The sequence below is a fragment of the Burkholderia sp. Tr-20390 genome (genome assembly GCF_017104595.1).
GTDB lineage: Bacteria > Pseudomonadota > Gammaproteobacteria > Burkholderiales > Burkholderiaceae > Burkholderia.
In genome coordinates this window covers 106,450-120,806 of record NZ_JAAGPC010000002.1, presented here as the reverse complement: position 1 = coordinate 120,806, position 14,357 = coordinate 106,450, and the positions used below count along the sequence as shown (strand labels likewise).

General features: G+C 62.7%; 13 protein-coding genes and 1 pseudogene. 7 read left to right on the top strand and 7 right to left on the bottom strand.

Annotated features, from left to right (window positions below; genetic code table 11):
* Positions 1–79: 79 nt before the first annotated feature.
* Both G3N98_RS01665 and G3N98_RS01660 read right to left on the bottom strand, forming a co-directional pair.
* Positions 80–262: a DUF1508 domain-containing protein gene (locus G3N98_RS01665; protein WP_206146991.1), complete on the bottom strand. Its 183-nt coding sequence runs from the start codon at positions 260–262 to the stop codon at positions 80–82.
* Positions 263–281: 19 nt separating this feature from the next.
* Complete coding sequence (locus G3N98_RS01660) at positions 282–941, bottom strand: glutathione S-transferase family protein (protein WP_206146990.1); 660 nt, start codon at positions 939–941, stop codon at positions 282–284.
* 89 nt (positions 942–1,030) lie between these two features.
* Here G3N98_RS01660 and G3N98_RS01655 point away from each other — a divergent pair.
* Positions 1,031–1,805, top strand: a pseudogene (locus tag G3N98_RS01655) (transposase).
* Here the strand turns inward: G3N98_RS01655 and G3N98_RS01650 are convergent.
* From G3N98_RS01650 to G3N98_RS01635, 3 genes are all read right to left on the bottom strand, one after another.
* Positions 1,706–2,518 (bottom strand): amidohydrolase family protein, encoded by an 813-nt coding sequence (locus G3N98_RS01650; protein ID WP_206146989.1) that lies wholly within the window; start codon positions 2,516–2,518, stop codon positions 1,706–1,708. The pseudogene G3N98_RS01655 and the gene G3N98_RS01650 overlap by 100 nt on opposite strands.
* Positions 2,519–2,872: 354 nt before the next feature.
* Positions 2,873–3,622, bottom strand: a complete 750-nt coding sequence (locus tag G3N98_RS01640) for an RraA family protein (protein ID WP_206146988.1) — start codon at positions 3,620–3,622, stop codon at positions 2,873–2,875.
* Positions 3,623–3,639: 17 nt separating this feature from the next.
* Positions 3,640–4,599: a membrane dipeptidase gene (locus tag G3N98_RS01635; protein ID WP_206146987.1), complete on the bottom strand. Its 960-nt coding sequence runs from the start codon at positions 4,597–4,599 to the stop codon at positions 3,640–3,642.
* A gap of 291 nt (positions 4,600–4,890) precedes the next feature.
* Between G3N98_RS01635 and G3N98_RS01630 the strand changes: the two genes are divergently transcribed.
* The 5 genes from G3N98_RS01630 to G3N98_RS01610 all read left to right on the top strand — a co-directional run bounded on the left by G3N98_RS01630 (position 4,891) and on the right by G3N98_RS01610 (position 10,448).
* On the top strand, positions 4,891–6,351 hold the full coding sequence (locus G3N98_RS01630; RefSeq protein ID WP_206146986.1) for an aldehyde dehydrogenase: 1,461 nt from the start codon (positions 4,891–4,893) through the stop codon (positions 6,349–6,351).
* A complete protein-coding gene (locus tag G3N98_RS01625; protein ID WP_206146985.1) occupies positions 6,348–6,863 on the top strand; it encodes a thiamine pyrophosphate-binding protein in 516 nt (171 codons plus the stop codon). The genes G3N98_RS01630 and G3N98_RS01625 overlap by 4 nt, the downstream gene beginning before the upstream one ends.
* Positions 6,864–6,866: 3 nt before the next feature.
* Positions 6,867–7,433 (top strand): thiamine pyrophosphate-dependent enzyme, encoded by a 567-nt coding sequence (locus G3N98_RS01620; protein WP_206146984.1) that lies wholly within the window; start codon positions 6,867–6,869, stop codon positions 7,431–7,433.
* Positions 7,434–7,996: 563 nt separating this feature from the next.
* Positions 7,997–9,250 (top strand): MFS transporter, encoded by a 1,254-nt coding sequence (locus G3N98_RS01615; RefSeq protein WP_346779056.1) that lies wholly within the window; start codon positions 7,997–7,999, stop codon positions 9,248–9,250.
* A gap of 106 nt (positions 9,251–9,356) precedes the next feature.
* Positions 9,357–10,448, top strand: coding sequence for a porin (locus tag G3N98_RS01610; protein WP_241025684.1), 1,092 nt, complete (start codon positions 9,357–9,359; stop codon positions 10,446–10,448).
* Here G3N98_RS01610 and G3N98_RS01605 read toward each other — a convergent pair.
* The gene (locus G3N98_RS01605; protein WP_241025683.1) at positions 10,401–11,102 is read right to left on the bottom strand and encodes an integrase arm-type DNA-binding domain-containing protein; all 702 of its coding nucleotides are present in this window, start codon (positions 11,100–11,102) and stop codon (positions 10,401–10,403) included. The two genes, G3N98_RS01610 and G3N98_RS01605, sit on opposite strands and share 48 nt — an antisense overlap.
* Positions 11,103–11,875: 773 nt before the next feature.
* Here G3N98_RS01605 and G3N98_RS01600 point away from each other — a divergent pair.
* Positions 11,876–13,030, top strand: coding sequence for a glycosyl hydrolase 53 family protein (locus G3N98_RS01600; RefSeq protein WP_206146983.1), 1,155 nt, complete (start codon positions 11,876–11,878; stop codon positions 13,028–13,030).
* Between the two features lie 63 nt (positions 13,031–13,093).
* On the opposite strand, the gene G3N98_RS01595 is transcribed toward G3N98_RS01600, so the two are convergent.
* Positions 13,094–14,353 (bottom strand): MFS transporter, encoded by a 1,260-nt coding sequence (locus G3N98_RS01595; RefSeq protein WP_206146982.1) that lies wholly within the window; start codon positions 14,351–14,353, stop codon positions 13,094–13,096.
* Positions 14,354–14,357 lie beyond the last annotated feature (4 nt).

Sequence of the window (14,357 nt, the reverse complement as noted above, 5' to 3'; positions counted from 1 at the left end):
ATTGTTTTTGATGGACCGGCCTTTCGTGTCAGGACAGGCCGAATTACCGTATATCGCCACCGTCGCCAGCTGATCCTGGTCACGGCGTTTCGCGTTGAGTGACTTCAGCGCCCCTGGAGTTCTTGACCAGTTCGATGGCAGACAGGCAGTCAGCGGCGTTGTAGTACTTCTCGACGCTCTCGGCGACCTTGCGGCGATCTTCGCCGTAAAGGGTCCAGCGCCAGAGGTTCGAGCTTTCCTCGCGGTAGTAGATGAATTTCATGGGACTGTCCTCCTAGGGGTTAGCGCGGGGTCTCGCCCTGCATCGTTTGTTGCATGGACGGCCGCTGGGCAAATTTGTCGTACCACTTCGCCAGGCGAGGCGCCGGATTGCGCCAGTCGTCTTCCGGGAAGCGGAAGTCGGATGTCGCACAGGCGCAAGCCACCGCGATCTGGCCCAGATCCGGCTCAGAACGGAAATCGCCGCAGATGTTGTCGAGGTACTCGTAGCAACGATCCTGTCGATCCATCATCTTGCGCACGAAGCTGCCAGAAAACTCCTGCGGGTTGGGCGATCCCTCGCGTTTGCGCAGCATCTCCGCGCGCCTTAGCACCTGGGCCTCCATCACCCCATGCGTGGCGATGGAAACCACGGAAAGGATGTCCCAGCGCGCCCTGCCGGATCGGGGGCACAACCGGAAGTCGCCGAGCTCGTCGTTCAGGTACTCGCAGATGGTGGAGGAGTCCGTCAACCGAATTCCATCCTCGCTTCGCAGCGCCGGAATCCTGGCGATCGGGGACGCGTCGAGAAAGTCTTCGTCATACGGGGTCGTTTCGGTCCCCCAGTTGTGCGGCCAGACGGTAGGAACCAGTTCGAAGCGATCTTCCAGGCCGAGTTCAATGATCGTGACGCGGCATTTGCGCGTGAAGTGGGAGGCAGGAGTGATAAAAAGCTTGTTCATAAGAGGTAAGTTTCAAATAACCTATGAAGGGCGGGCTATTTTCCGGACACGATGTTAACCTCGCCTTCCGGGCAACGGAGACCGAGAAGATGCAATCGCCGATCATTGACAACGAATTGTGGACACTGATCGAAGCGTCATTGCCGAACCCAAAGCGTCGCAAAGACGAAAGAACGGCCGACCTCGTGTTTTGGAGCGGGCAGCGCTCAATGGCGCTCGCTTCGTGTTACGCGCCGGGGTCCGATGGAATCACTTGCCGACCGCACTGGGGTCCGGCACGGGCCGCAACCCGCTCGCGTTGTCTGCACCAGCTGCGCGACTCCGGCCTACTGGGCCGGGCTTCTCGTATGCTGCAGTCGATGCTTCCTCGGTGCGAGCCATGGGGGCGGGCGGTAAATTGGAGCAAACCCGACGGATCGTGGGCGACCAGGTTCGAAGGATTACAACCTTGTAGACGCCAACGGCGGCCCCAAGGTCCCTTACGGCGTGCGCTGCTACCACTCCGACACACATCGCCAGCGCATGCGTGATCGCGGCATCAGGCCGGTGATCGCGCGGCGTCGAACCGAACTCGGAGGCGGTCTGGGTAAGTTCCGCTGGGTGGTAGAACCCACTCAGTCGTGGCGCCACAACTTCCGGTGTCTTCGTATCCGCTGCAATCGTCTTAGCGAAATTCATGTAGCACTCCTAAAATTTCGTTGCTCGCCCGTCTGCTGGAACATATTCAAACGAGCGGATTCAGTTTTAGACCTGGCCTCCAAAAATCAGTGGCCGAAGTACAGCCGCAAAGCGGTTTCGGAGATTTGCCGACGCTGCAGAGGATCAGGGACGGCGTGGATGAAGGACTGGACCGCTTCTGCGTAGGCGTAGCCTTTATGCGCGGCGACGAAGGGCCAGTCGCTGCCCCAGATGACACGGTCCGTGCCCAGTGAAGCCAGCAGCGCCGCGCCGAGTTGCGGGCCGCTCTCCCCGAGGCGGTGCCACGCAGCCATCTTGACCCAGGTGCGTCCGTTGTCCGCGGCGCGTACCGCCGCCTGGTAGCCAGGGCACCGGGTGCTGAGTTTGGGGTCCGGGAATCCGAAGTGGTCGACGACCACTTTCGCCGGGGATTTCGCCAACGCCTCCAGCACCGTAGCGAGACGCTCGCCACCCAACAGGATCTGGACATGCATATCGAAATCCGCAAGGCGCGCCAGGAACAGGCGGTACTCGGCGGAACGCAAGTCCGGCAACCCTTTCTGCATGAACCAGACCCACCGTACACCGACCACCCCGTCGTCCCGCATCCGGCGTAGGATGTACGGATCGACGGTCGGCGGAACGATGACCGTGCCGCGCAGCCGTGGCGACGCCCGCAGGGACTGGAGCGTGTACTCGTTGTACTCCCCGAACATGCTGGCCGCAGCGACCACTCCGAATGGAATGTGGTGCTTGTCCAACGTGGCCAGGAAGTCTTCGACCGGCGCGGGTTTCTCCACCCTTCGCCACGCATCCTTCGACAACGGCATTGTGCTCTTGTAGATATGGGCGTGGGTGTCCACCAGAGGCAGCTCCGCCACACCAGTGACCTGGGACATGCTTACAGTCCTCCGCAAGCTTGATGTTGTCGTTCTTGACGATTGTTCTGCAAAGATCGACCTGCTGCTTCCAGCAGGCGGTGAACTCCGCAGGCGACATGGGGCGCCCCTCCGCATCGAACTCCTGCCACTCTGCGGCCAGCTCGGGCGACACTGTCGCCTTGCGGATCTCGCCGGCCAGCTTTTCAACGATGCGAGACGAACTACTGGGAGGCGCGAAGATGCCGGTCCGGAGCGGCCGCTCGTAGCCCTGAAGGGCCTCTGTTATCGTCGCCATATTGGGAAGCGCAGGCGAGCGCTTCTGAGACGTGACGGCAACGGGCAGGGCCCGATAGAGGTGACGCCTGTTCATGATCAGGCTTGCGGAGTGAATTTGTACACGTGGGTGCGCTGGGCCAGCTCGGGCACCGGTACACCTTCGCGGATATCCGCGTAGCGCTTGGCCTCGCCGGCCGCGATTTCGTGCGCACGCTTGAGCACCGCCTGCACCGTATCCTGCGGAATGAAGCAGACGGCACCCTCGTCGGCCACCACCAGGTCGCCGGGCCGCACCTGCACGCCCAGAATGGTCACGGTTCCGTTCACGGCCACGGTCTCCAGTCGCCACTTGCCGGTGACCGAACTGGGCCCGCGAGACCAGATGGGGAACAGGTGTTCGCGTGCGTGCTGTACGTCCCGGATGCTGCCGTCGATGATCGCGCCGACTTCGCCCTGGCGTTGCGCGATGGTGACGGACAGCCCGCCCATGTTGGAGATGCCTACCACGCCCTCGATCACCAACACGTCGCCCGGCTCCGCCAGGTTGTGCGCTTCAATCTCCGCCATCTTCGAGACCCGCTCCTTCGCACCGCGGTAGGAGTTGTCCCGCTGCTCGACATTGCGAAGCGTGAGGGCGGGCCCGACGATCCTAGCGGAACAGAAGTTGGGCGGCAGGTTGCAGCCGGGCACCACCGTGGCTATACCTAGTTCGTCCAGCGCGTCGGAGACCGTGCCGGTGAGGTCCTCCAACTGATGGAAGCTTTCGATGATGTCCCGGTCATAGCGCGGGATGGTCAGCTGCAGGACCGCTTCGCGCGGAATCTTCCCCAGGGGTCGCTTGGTCATGTTGTCTCCTTGGCTTGTCATGAAAGGACGGCTTTGAATACGCGCATAAAGTTGCCCTGAGCAATACCTTCGATCTGAGCGCGGTTCAGGCCCTGCGCGAACAGGGACTCGAGCAGTTCCTGCTGCTGCTGCAGGTTGTCTACTGGAAAGCGCCAGGGCCAGGTGCCATACACCTCGGGCTTGCGCAGGAAATCCTGATAGCGCTCCGCTGGCTGGTCTGTGATGAAGTCCGACCCGATGCCCACATGCTCGGTGCCGATGCGCTCGGAGCAATAGGTGATATGGGCGACGACGTCCCTGGCCGAGGGCGCGCCTTCCGTGGGCATACGCACCAGAGGCGGGAGGTAGGTGATGCCGATCACGCCGCCGTTGTCCTTCAGCGCGTCGAGCAGAGCGTCGGACTTGTTGCGCATGTTCGGGCAGACCGTGAAAGAGTTGGCATGGGTGACGGCGACCGGCTGCCTGGACAGCATCGTCGCCTCGACGCCCGAGCGGTCGCCGACGTGCGACAGGTCGATCACGATACCGAGCTCGTTTAGCACGCAGACGAGTTCACGCCCCAGGGTCGACAGGCCAGCATCGGCAGGTTCGGCGCATCCGTCACCGTAGAGGTTGCGGATGTTGTGCGCGATCTGGATCACCCGCACGCCGGCGTCGTGGAACAGGCGCAGCAGGTTCAGGTCGCGCTCGACGCCTGGAACGTTCTGGTAACCCATCACCACGGCGAGCTTGTTCTCGGCGCGTGCGTGTTCGAAGTCGTCGAACGATTCCACCATCCGGATCAGGCCGCCCAGCGTGCGCAGGTGCGCGCGGTAGTTGGCCAGCTGGTCCAGCGAGTGGCGCAGGTCGGGCACGGGATTGATGCCCCGGAAGTTGTTGAGCGTGATGTGGATGGCGTGTACGCCATTGGACAGGCAGCTCTCAGCATAGGAGGCCGTCAGGCGCGACCCATTGAGGAGATCGAAGATTTTGAACATGGATGTTTGGCCGGTTAGATTGAGCCGTCGATCCACCACGTGGACCTTTCCGACGTCGACATGATCTTGCGGCAAACCAGATCCAAGCAACTCCCCTCAGTTTTGGTCCGCTATATGGACCATATATTTTCCCTGATCACCGGCGATACTAGGTTGTGGTTAGCAATCTTTAGGTGTATTTGTCGCGGCAAAGACACATAAGGTCCAATATTTGGAACGAATGCCGATGGGCCTTGCTGGGAACTTCCGGGTGATGGAGAGTAACCGCCATCGGAGTCTGGAGTTCAAATGATGAACAAGCAAATCGAAGTGGCACAATACCCGATGCACATCGGTGGCAAGGCACATAACCCTTGTGATGGTGAGTGGCTCGGCTCGCTGAATCCGGCCATGCAGGAAGTCTGGGCGATGATTCCCCGCGGTAGCGCGACGGATGCCGCAGTGGCGGCAGCGGCTGCCCATGAGGCGCTGTGCGGTGCCTGGGCGAAACTCACGGCCACTCAGCGCGGCGCCCTGATGTTCCGCCTTGCGGACCTTCTGGAGCGGGACGCGGAGTTGCTGGCGCAACTGGATGCGCGCGACAATGGCAAACCCCTCACCGAGCTGCGCAAGCAGTACGCCTACCTTCCCCAGCATTGGCGCTACTTCGCGGGACTGGCTGACAAACTCGAAGGCGAAGTCATCCCGGTCGACCGCATCGGGGTGTTCAACTTCACACGCCATGAGCCGGTAGGCGTGGTCCTAGCCATCACACCCTGGAACTCCCCGCTGGTCATTGCCTCGTGGAAGGTCGCTCCTGCGCTCGCTGCTGGCTGCACGACCATCGTCAAGCCGTCGGAGCATGCATCGGTCTCCACGCTTCACTTTGCCAGGCTGGTGACCGAGGCGGGGTTTCCGGCAGGCGTGGTCAATGTGGTGACCGGTTACGGGCAGGAGGTCGGCGAGGCGCTGGTAGCGGACACGCGGGTCGCGAAAGTAACCTTCACCGGGGGTGAGGCTGGCGGGCGTGCCGTCGCGACGCTCGCAGCGAAGCATCTCAAACCGACGGTGATGGAGCTTGGCGGCAAGTCGCCGGTCATCGTCTTCGACGATGCGGACTTAGACCGTGCAGTTCCTGCAGTCGCCGGCGGCATCTTTTCTTCCAGCGGTCAGTCCTGTGTCGCCGGTTCGCGGCTGCTGCTGCAGGCAGGCATTTACGACGAGTTCGTCCGGCGCATCACGGCCCGGGCTCGAGACATCGTCGTCGGTGACCCGCTCGCCGCCGAAACAACGATGGGGCCGATCACGACGCGTGCCCAGTTCGAAACCATCCAGTCGCACCTGCTCGATGCGCACGAGGAGGGCGCCACCCGCGCTTTCCAGGGCGAGCTCTCCGCGCGCTGCGCTTCCCATGGCTGGTACGTCCCGCCCACCATCTTTACCGAGGTCAACCCTTCGATGCGACTGTGGCGCGAGGAGGTCTTCGGGCCCGTGTTGGCCGTAATGCGCTTCGAGACCGAGGCCGAAGCGGTCGCCATCGCCAATGATTCCCCCTTCGGGCTGGCGGCCGGACTGTGGACACGCGATCTGGAGCGTGCGCTGCGGCTACACAAGGACCTCGCGGCAGGCACCGTCTGGATCAACAGTTACCGCGGCGTGAGCAGCATGACTCCGCTGGGCGGCTTCAAGAAGTCCGGCTTCGGTCGGGAGAATGGTCAGGAGGCCGTCCGCGAGTTCCTGCAGACCAAGAGCGTGTGGGTGGAGTACCAATGAACGACAAAACACAGCTGAGCGGCGCATCCATCCTGAAGGCTCTCAAGGCCGCAGGGATCGAGTACGTCATTTCCGTTCCCGACCTGACCACCTCCGAAGGCGTCTTGCGCCCGCTGGCCAAAGACACGCAACTCAAGCTGGTCCGGGTATGCCGCGAGGAGGAAGCCATCGGCATCTGTGCCGGGCTCCTGGCCGGTGGCAAGCGCGCGGCCATCTTGATCCAGTACACGGGATTCATGGCATCCATGAACGCCATACGCGCCATCGCCATGGAGTACCGTCAGCCGATTTGCATGTTGGTGGGCCTGCTGTTCGCGGACGCTCCGGAGGATCCGCAACAGTCCGCCAACTATGGGGTCAACCGGATGATCCCGTTGATCGAAGCGCTGGGCATGCCCTATCGACTGGCGCGCAACGACGACGAAGCCGCCGCCATCGCGCCGGCGCTCACGCGTGCCTTCGAACGCAGTGCCCCCCTCACCGTGCTCATCACCCGCTATCCCAGTGCCTAAGCCATGAAACGTGACGCGTGCTTCCGGCTCCTCGCCGACCTCTTGCCCCAGGACATCGTGGTGTCCACCTACTCGTCGGCTTTCGAGTGGCTCGCAATCCGCCCCCACCCGCTTAACTATGTGGCTGTGGGCGCGATGGGCTTGGCCTCGTCCCATGCGCTCGGCCTGGCATTGGCGATGCCGCAGCGGCGCATCGTGGTGCTCGATGGTGATGGCAGTTTGCTGATGAACCTCGGAACGCTGGTGACCGTCGCCGCGGCCGCGCCGAAAAACCTCATCCACTTCGTATCGCGCAACGGCAGCTACGAGGCCAACGGTGGACACCCCATCCCGGCACAAGGTGTTCTCGATTTCGCCGGCATTGCGCGGAGCGCCGGATACCGCCATGCCGAATCGTTCTCCGCGCTGTCCGCCTTCGGCGCCAAGGCCGAAGCGCTCTTGAATGCAAACGGTCCGACGTTCGTCGAGCTTTATCTGGAGGCGGGCGATACCACGCCTGCACCTGACTATGAACACATTCACGGCGAGCGCGGGCGCCGCGAATTCGCCCTGGCCCTGGCGGAAAGCTGACCGCCCTCGTCCTGCAGGTCGTCCTGCCAGCGCCATCAGGACGAGGGAGAACAAACGGGTCCGCAGTGGGATCCGTGAACACAAAAGAGGAGACAAACATCGAATCCCCCATGGAAGCGCTGGCGGCCTCATCCCCGCCACTGCTTGAGGTGCGCCAGGTGAGCGTGCGCTTCGGCGGCGTCCAGGCGCTCGCCGACATGATCGTGGCGGTGCACCCGGGCGAAATCGTCCTGCTGGTCGACGCCAACGGCGCCGGGAAGACCAACGCCCGGCACGCCGCGGCGCGCACGTGTCCCAGGCCGTGGCTCCTTCGGCGACTTCACGGTCGAGGACAACCTCGCGCTCGGTGCCTATACGGTGGCATCACGCTGCGAGATCGCCTCCGGCATCGCTCGCTGGCTCCGGGTGCTCCCGCGCCAGCGCGAGTGGTGGCGAGCAGCAGATGTCAGCGATTGCCCGCGCTCGATGTCTAGGCCGCGCCTGCTGATGCGCGACCGCCCTTTCGCTCGGACTCGCGACCGCTGTTGCTAAAAAAGTCAAGACAAAGGTAAAGGAGACATACCATGCTGCATGTTGATCGTCACGATGCTCGGTACGAATTTAGAACGCTCGCGCTACTCGCGCTTGGCTTTGGTCTCGTCGGTCTGGACAGGTGGATTGTGGCGCCGCTGTTTCCGCTCATGGTCAAGGAACTCGGTTTGACCTATCAGGAACTCGGGAGTCTCATTGGTGTACTAGCAATCACTTGGGGTGTATGGGCGATTGCCAGCGGTCCGATTTCTGACCGCGTCGGTCGAAAGAGGATTCTCATCTGGACAATGGTAGCGTTCTCGCTGTTGTCGGCAGTTTCCGGATTCGCCTCAGGGTTTATAAGCCTGCTGCTCGTGCGCGGGGTGATGGGCGTCGCCGAAGGCGCCTTCACCCCTGCTAGCGTGGCCGCTGCCAGCGAGGCATCGCTGCCATCTCGCCGCGGGTTCAATCTCGGGCTGCAGATGAGCATGTTCTCCCTTCTGGGACTCGGCGTCGCGCCAATTCTGGCGACGCAGCTGCTGAAGGTTGTACCGTCGTGGCACTGGGTTTTTGTGGTCTCCTCCGTTCCGGGGCTCATCGTTGCAGTCCTTATCTCCGTGTTCCTTCGCGACAAGCGTTCGCCGGCACAAGCCGGGCCATCACCTTCGGTCGCCGCTTCGCCGCAATGGCGCTCCATGTTCGGGAGCCGGAACGTGTGCATGGCGATGCTCGCCATGCTGTGCTCGATGGCCGGAATTTTCGTGATAGGTGCAATGGTGCCGACCTACCTCGTCGAAGTTCTCAAGCTCGACTCGCAGAGCATGGGCTTCGTCGCCTCGGCGCTTGGCTTCGGTGGCTTCGTCGGTTCGTTCAGTCTTTCCGCACTATCGGACTTTATCGGTCGGAAAGTCGCCGCGATTGGCGCATTCGCGCTGGCCGCCGTGCTGCTCTATGCCTTCATGAACACCGGTGCGAATCCTCCCGTTCTGTTCGGCCTGCTGTTCGGCATTGCGATGTGCTCGATCGGGCTGCTGAGTCTGCTCAGCGGTCCGGTGGCGACAGAAGCGGCGCCTGCCGGCCTGATAGCGTCCACCATCGGCCTTATATCGGGGATAGGGGAAATCTTCGGTGGCGGTGTCGCACCGGCAATTGCCGGGTTCATCGCGCAGCACTTTGGCCTGCCTCATGTATTCGACTTTGCTCTTTGCGGCATGGTACTGGGCGTCGCAGTCTCGTGCTCGTTAATCGAAACCGCGCCGCGCAAGCGTTCCGGGTGCGCGGCGAAGGAGCCAGGAAACATCGCGTGAGCGCGCCATCGTTATCGTGGTCACGGAAAGAAAGGTAGCCGTATCATTCGCAGTACTAAATAGCATTGCTCGCGATATAGACGTTAGAGATAGAACAGGAGACAACATGAGGTTTGGAGCGGCTATTACTGTTTTGCTGAGTTGTGCCGTCCTGATGGACAGTGCGAGTGCTCAGAGCAGCGTTACGATGTTCGGTTTATTAGATGCCGGTGTCACCTACGTTAGCAATGAGGGCGGGCACAGCAACTTCAAGTTCGATGATGGTATCTATAATCCCAATTTCTGGGGCCTCCAAGGCAAAGAAGACCTGGGTGGGGGCTACTATGCGTCGTTCCGGCTACTGAACCAATTCCAGTTGAGCAACGGGGCGGTTATTCCCGGCCAGTCCTTCTTCGGTCAGGAAGCCTATGTTGCGCTGGCAAGCGACAAGTATGGCGAGTTCAGGCTCGGTGAGCAGTATGACTTCATGCACGAGTTACTTCTCCCGACGGGAGCCGACGGCGCTCTGTATGGCGGTGGCTTCTACAACTTCCGTAATGGTCCATTCAACGCACTACAGATTCCGAACAACGCCACTGGAGCGATAAGTTGGGACCGTCTGAACGGCGTGCCCGTAGATAATGCCGTTAAATACCTCTCGCCATCCATCGCCGGCCTGCGACTCGGTGCCATGTACGGTTTCGGCAACGTTGCTGGCAGCACGGCTGAGAGCAACGCTTACAGTTTCGACCTGCTCTATCGTGCTGGGGGCTTTTCCGGTGGTGCGGCATACACGAGTCAGCGGTATGCAGGCGGGGCGGACGGTCCCCCACAAATTCGCATCGTGAACTGGGGCGTCGGTGCCCGCTATTCGTTCGAGTCATTCGGCATCAACGCATTGCTAACAACCGTGAAAAACCAGCTTTCAGGTGCATCTGCCTACTCAGCGCAGGTCGGTGGAAGTTGGCAGTCGACGCCGTTCTGGCTGCTTTCAGCAAACTATATGTATATGAAGGGTAACGAAACGCTGACCAACAACCATGCCCATCAAATTACGGGGGCGGCAAGCTACTTCCTTTCGAAACGGACCGCTGTCTATGCAGAAGCCGCGTACCAACGTACGAATTCGGGCGCATTCGCACAGTTCAACGGCGTATACGTTCCGTCATCGTCACCGTCGCAAGCAATTGGTCGCGTCGGCGTCAGGACAAGCTTTTGAGTCGAATAGGCAGCGGAAATCACGGGCGGCAACAGCATCGATGCGGTGATAGCGAGGTCCTCGGGCCGGGTTACTACCGGTTCGGTGCCCCATCACGGTCTCCGCGTCCAGGATCGCCTTGATGCGCCCCCGCACACGGCACGCCGTCTCCGCCATTTTGGTCCAAATCGGCTGCAGAATGCGGACAATCATCGCTGTGTCGATGTCGCGCACACGCCCATCGCCGTTGATGGGATAGGCGTAAGTCTTGAGCGTATTGCCCCATTGCTGACTGTGCTTCCGGTTTCGCCACTCCGGTTCGTGCGCTCGAATGAACGCTTCAGCAGCCTCATGGAACGTCACGTTGGCATCGATGGAGATGTCGAGTAATCGGCGGCGCCGCTCTTCGCGCCGCGCGAGGATGGGGTCAATCTGGTCCCGAACCATCTCGCGGTATTGAGTGGCCAGCTTTCGCGCTTCACCAAGCGAGACTCGTGAAAGCGGTCCGAGGCCCATTTCGCGCACTCGCCTGTCGAGCGTGAAGCGAAACACCCACGAGCATGCGCCACTGCCGGCAATCTGCATGAAGAGGCCACCGCCGTCGGCATAATGCCCCGGATCCACCGCCTTCGCGACACACAGCGCGCTGAGCCGATGCAATTGTCGTCCTGCCATGCCGCCCTCCTTTCCTACCCACAAAACCCATATCGCTACCCATGTTTCGTGAGGAAATTGTGGGGGGACGCGGCCGGACGCCGCAAGCATGCCGTTACCCACCAAATCCCCCAAAATCATGGGGTTGCGGACTCTCAAAGTAAGCTCGAGGAACGCCGCGGAAGCCCGGGCTGGCGGAAGGCAGCCGGAGGCTTACCCTTCGCATCACCCTCAACTACTAACCGAAAACACGACCTGCTTATCAAGCGAGTCCGACGAGAGTGTTAAATATGTCAAATATAATCTCGACCTTGTTGCCACAACCTGGTCCTCAGGGTGGGGAAATGAACTTCCTCGATGCTTGACTCTTACCGTTGCCGATCCGAATCCTCCGGGATGCTCCCATCCGACGGTATCTATGCCTTCGCCGGTAGGCGCTCGAACACGTGAGAGAAAGAACCTAACGCCCGATTGGCCCCCCACCGCACCGCGGCTCTGCAAATCGACGCGATCTCGCAATTACGCAGCCTTGCTCCATGCTTCGATACGATGATTCGTCAACACCCTGCAGATATGCCCACGTCAACATGGGAGCGTGTGGTTGCGTCTCTTTCGTAGAGTACTCTCCCCCTGCTGCCAAATATTAAGCATTACACATTGTCCTTGGGCATCGACGGGTGCTTTTGCTACGCTCGTTTCGACGCCTGACCGGCGTCAAAAAAAGCAACGGAAATTTAAACGCTTAAATTTTGCTGGAACCGACGAGTTCGGTATCCATGTTCAGGAGGATGACGATGGACAGACGATCGATGTTGCGCTGGAGCCTCTCGGCCGCGGCGCTTGCCGGCCTCGATTTCGCCGGCGCGGTGCCGGCGCTTGCCGCAATGCGCGCGTCGGCACCCGGCTCGTTCGCCATGGGCGCAGACGTGTCGACGCTGCCGCAGCTCGAGGCGCACGGCGCGCGCTTCTTCGACCGCAACCAGGCCGGCGACTGCCTCGCGATCCTGCGCGCGCACGGTGTCGATTCGATCCGGATCAAGGTCTGGAACGATCCCGGCAATCCAGCCTTCTACCCGGCCAACCAGAGCGAGCCGGGCGGCTACAACGATGCCGCGCATGTGTGCGCGCTCGCGCGGCGGGCAGCGGCCCTCGGGTTGCGCGTGCTGGTCGACTTCCACTACAGCGACTGGTGGGCCGATCCGGGCAAGCAGTATCCGCCGCACGCGTGGGCGGGCAAGAACCTGGCCGACACCTGCGCGCTGCTGGCCGCGTACACGACCGACGTCCTGACGCAACTTGCGCGAGCCGGCGTGCGTCCAGAATGGGTGCAGATCGGCAACGAAATCACGGGCGGCATGCTGTGGCCGCTCGGCAAGTACGACCAGTGGGACAACCTCGCGCAACTGCTGAAGACCGGGCACGACGCCATCAAGGCATTCGATCCGCGGATCAAGGTGGTGCTGCACATCGACAGCGGCGGCGACAATGCGAAGAGCCGCTGGTGGTTCGACAGCGCGACGCAGCGCGGTGTCGCCTTCGACGTGATCGGCCTGTCGTACTACCCGCAATGGCAAGGCTCGCTCGACGACCTGCGCAACAACGCGAACGATCTCGCCGTGCGCTACGGCAAGGAGCTGATCGTCGTCGAGACAGCCTATCCGTGGACCACCAGCGACGGCGACAGCGAACCGAACACGATGACGAACACGGGCTCGACGACGTTCCCGCCGTCGCCCGCCGGGCAGGCGCAGTTCCTCGCGGCGGTGACCGACATCGTGAAGGGCATCCCGGGCGGACGCGGCAAAGGCGTGTTCTGGTGGGAACCGGAATGGATTCCGACGCCCGGCGTGGGCTGGAAGATCGGCGCAGGCGATCAGTGGGACAACAACACGCTGTTCGATTTCCACGGCAACGCGCTCCCGTCGCTGGATGCGTTCCGGCGACGCTGACGGCATGCCGGCCGCCGCGTGACATTCGTGCGCGGCGGCCGGCCAGAAGTGCGTCGCTTTGCGTCAGCCCGGCGTATCGCAGCGTCCGCGCGCATGCCGCGCAGCGTTCGCAACGCCGGTACCCGGGTCGCGCGCCGCGCGCAGCAGCGCCCATGCCGCGAGCGCCAGCGCCCCGCAGCACAGGAACGTCGCGCGGTAGCCGAACAGGTCGAGCAGCGCGCCGGACAGGATCCCCGACACGATCGACCCGACGCGTGCGGTGCTGAAGAACATCGCGGTCGCGGTGCCCGGCCGCGCCGGCATCATGTCGCACACGCGCGTCATGCCGAGGCACGACGTAATCGCGACGACACACGCGCTCAACAACTGAAGCGGCAGGACCGCGCCGACATGCGGCACCGCTGCGAGCCCGGCGAAATAGATCGCGTGCACGGCCGCGCAGCCGGTCAGCCAGCGGGCCTTGTCGAGCCGGGTCGAGCGGGTCCCGAGCCACAGCATCATCGGGATCTCCAGCAGTGCGGCCATGCCGAGCGCGGCCGACACGTCCGCCGGCGAGCCGCCCAGCCCGCGCACGACGTACAGCGGCAGCACGATCATCGTCGCGTTCGCCGCGAGGCCGATCAGCGTCAGTGCGGCCAGCGTGCGCATGACGACCGCACGCGGCGCGGTGTCTTGCGAAGATGCCGCCGCCGGCGCCTCGGCGGCGAACGACCGCGATACGGCCGGGATGGGTCGTGCGGCCGGCTCCGGAATCCGCATCACGATCGCCATGCACGCCGCGAAGCCGAGCGCGGCGGCCAGGAACAGACCGGAGAAGCCCGCTTGCGCGAGGATCAGCGCGCCGAGCGCCGGCCCGAACACCCACGCGACGGACAGCATCGTGCGCAGCGCGGCCGCCGCGAGTTCGCGCTCGGCGTCGTTCGCTGCCGGCAGCACCGCGCGGGCGAACGAGAAGATGTGCGACAGCGACACGGCGCCCGCGCCGAGCAGCAGCGTGCCGGTGACGATGACGGGCGCCGGCGCGCGCAGCCGGCACAGCAGCGCGAAGCCGAGTGCGGCGGCCGCGAGCGACGCGACGAGCAGCGGACGATGCTTCGCATGGCGATCCGACCAGCGGCCCGCCCACGTGCTCGCGACCACGCCGCTCGCTGCGATCAAGGTCATGAACACCCCGGCCATCCATGGCGACATGCCGGCCGCCTCGACGCCGAACAGCGACAGAAACGGGGCGGTAAACGACATCGCGACGCCCAGCATCAACGCGGCGGCGGACAGCGCGACGAAGTGCGGAATCCGGACCAGGCCGGCAAACCGGGATCGCATGACG

Bases quoted from the DNA above. Each gene is read 5' to 3' on its own strand.
- G3N98_RS01665 (WP_206146991.1), bottom strand. From the start codon at position 262: ATGAAATTCATCTACTACCGCGAGGAAAGCTCGAACCTCTGGCGCTGG.
- G3N98_RS01660 (WP_206146990.1), bottom strand. From the start codon at position 941: ATGAACAAGCTTTTTATCACTCCTGCCTCCCACTTCACGCGCAAATGC.
- G3N98_RS01650 (WP_206146989.1), bottom strand. From the start codon at position 2,518: ATGTCCCAGGTCACTGGTGTGGCGGAGCTGCCTCTGGTGGACACCCAC.
- G3N98_RS01640 (WP_206146988.1), bottom strand. From the start codon at position 3,622: ATGACCAAGCGACCCCTGGGGAAGATTCCGCGCGAAGCGGTCCTGCAG.
- G3N98_RS01635 (WP_206146987.1), bottom strand. From the start codon at position 4,599: ATGTTCAAAATCTTCGATCTCCTCAATGGGTCGCGCCTGACGGCCTCC.
- G3N98_RS01630 (WP_206146986.1), top strand. From the start codon at position 4,891: ATGAACAAGCAAATCGAAGTGGCACAATACCCGATGCACATCGGTGGC.
- G3N98_RS01625 (WP_206146985.1), top strand. From the start codon at position 6,348: ATGAACGACAAAACACAGCTGAGCGGCGCATCCATCCTGAAGGCTCTC.
- G3N98_RS01620 (WP_206146984.1), top strand. From the start codon at position 6,867: ATGAAACGTGACGCGTGCTTCCGGCTCCTCGCCGACCTCTTGCCCCAG.
- G3N98_RS01615 (WP_346779056.1), top strand. From the start codon at position 7,997: ATGCTGCATGTTGATCGTCACGATGCTCGGTACGAATTTAGAACGCTC.
- G3N98_RS01610 (WP_241025684.1), top strand. From the start codon at position 9,357: ATGAGGTTTGGAGCGGCTATTACTGTTTTGCTGAGTTGTGCCGTCCTG.
- G3N98_RS01605 (WP_241025683.1), bottom strand. From the start codon at position 11,102: ATGGCAGGACGACAATTGCATCGGCTCAGCGCGCTGTGTGTCGCGAAG.
- G3N98_RS01600 (WP_206146983.1), top strand. From the start codon at position 11,876: ATGGACAGACGATCGATGTTGCGCTGGAGCCTCTCGGCCGCGGCGCTT.
- G3N98_RS01595 (WP_206146982.1), bottom strand. From the start codon at position 14,353: ATGCGATCCCGGTTTGCCGGCCTGGTCCGGATTCCGCACTTCGTCGCG.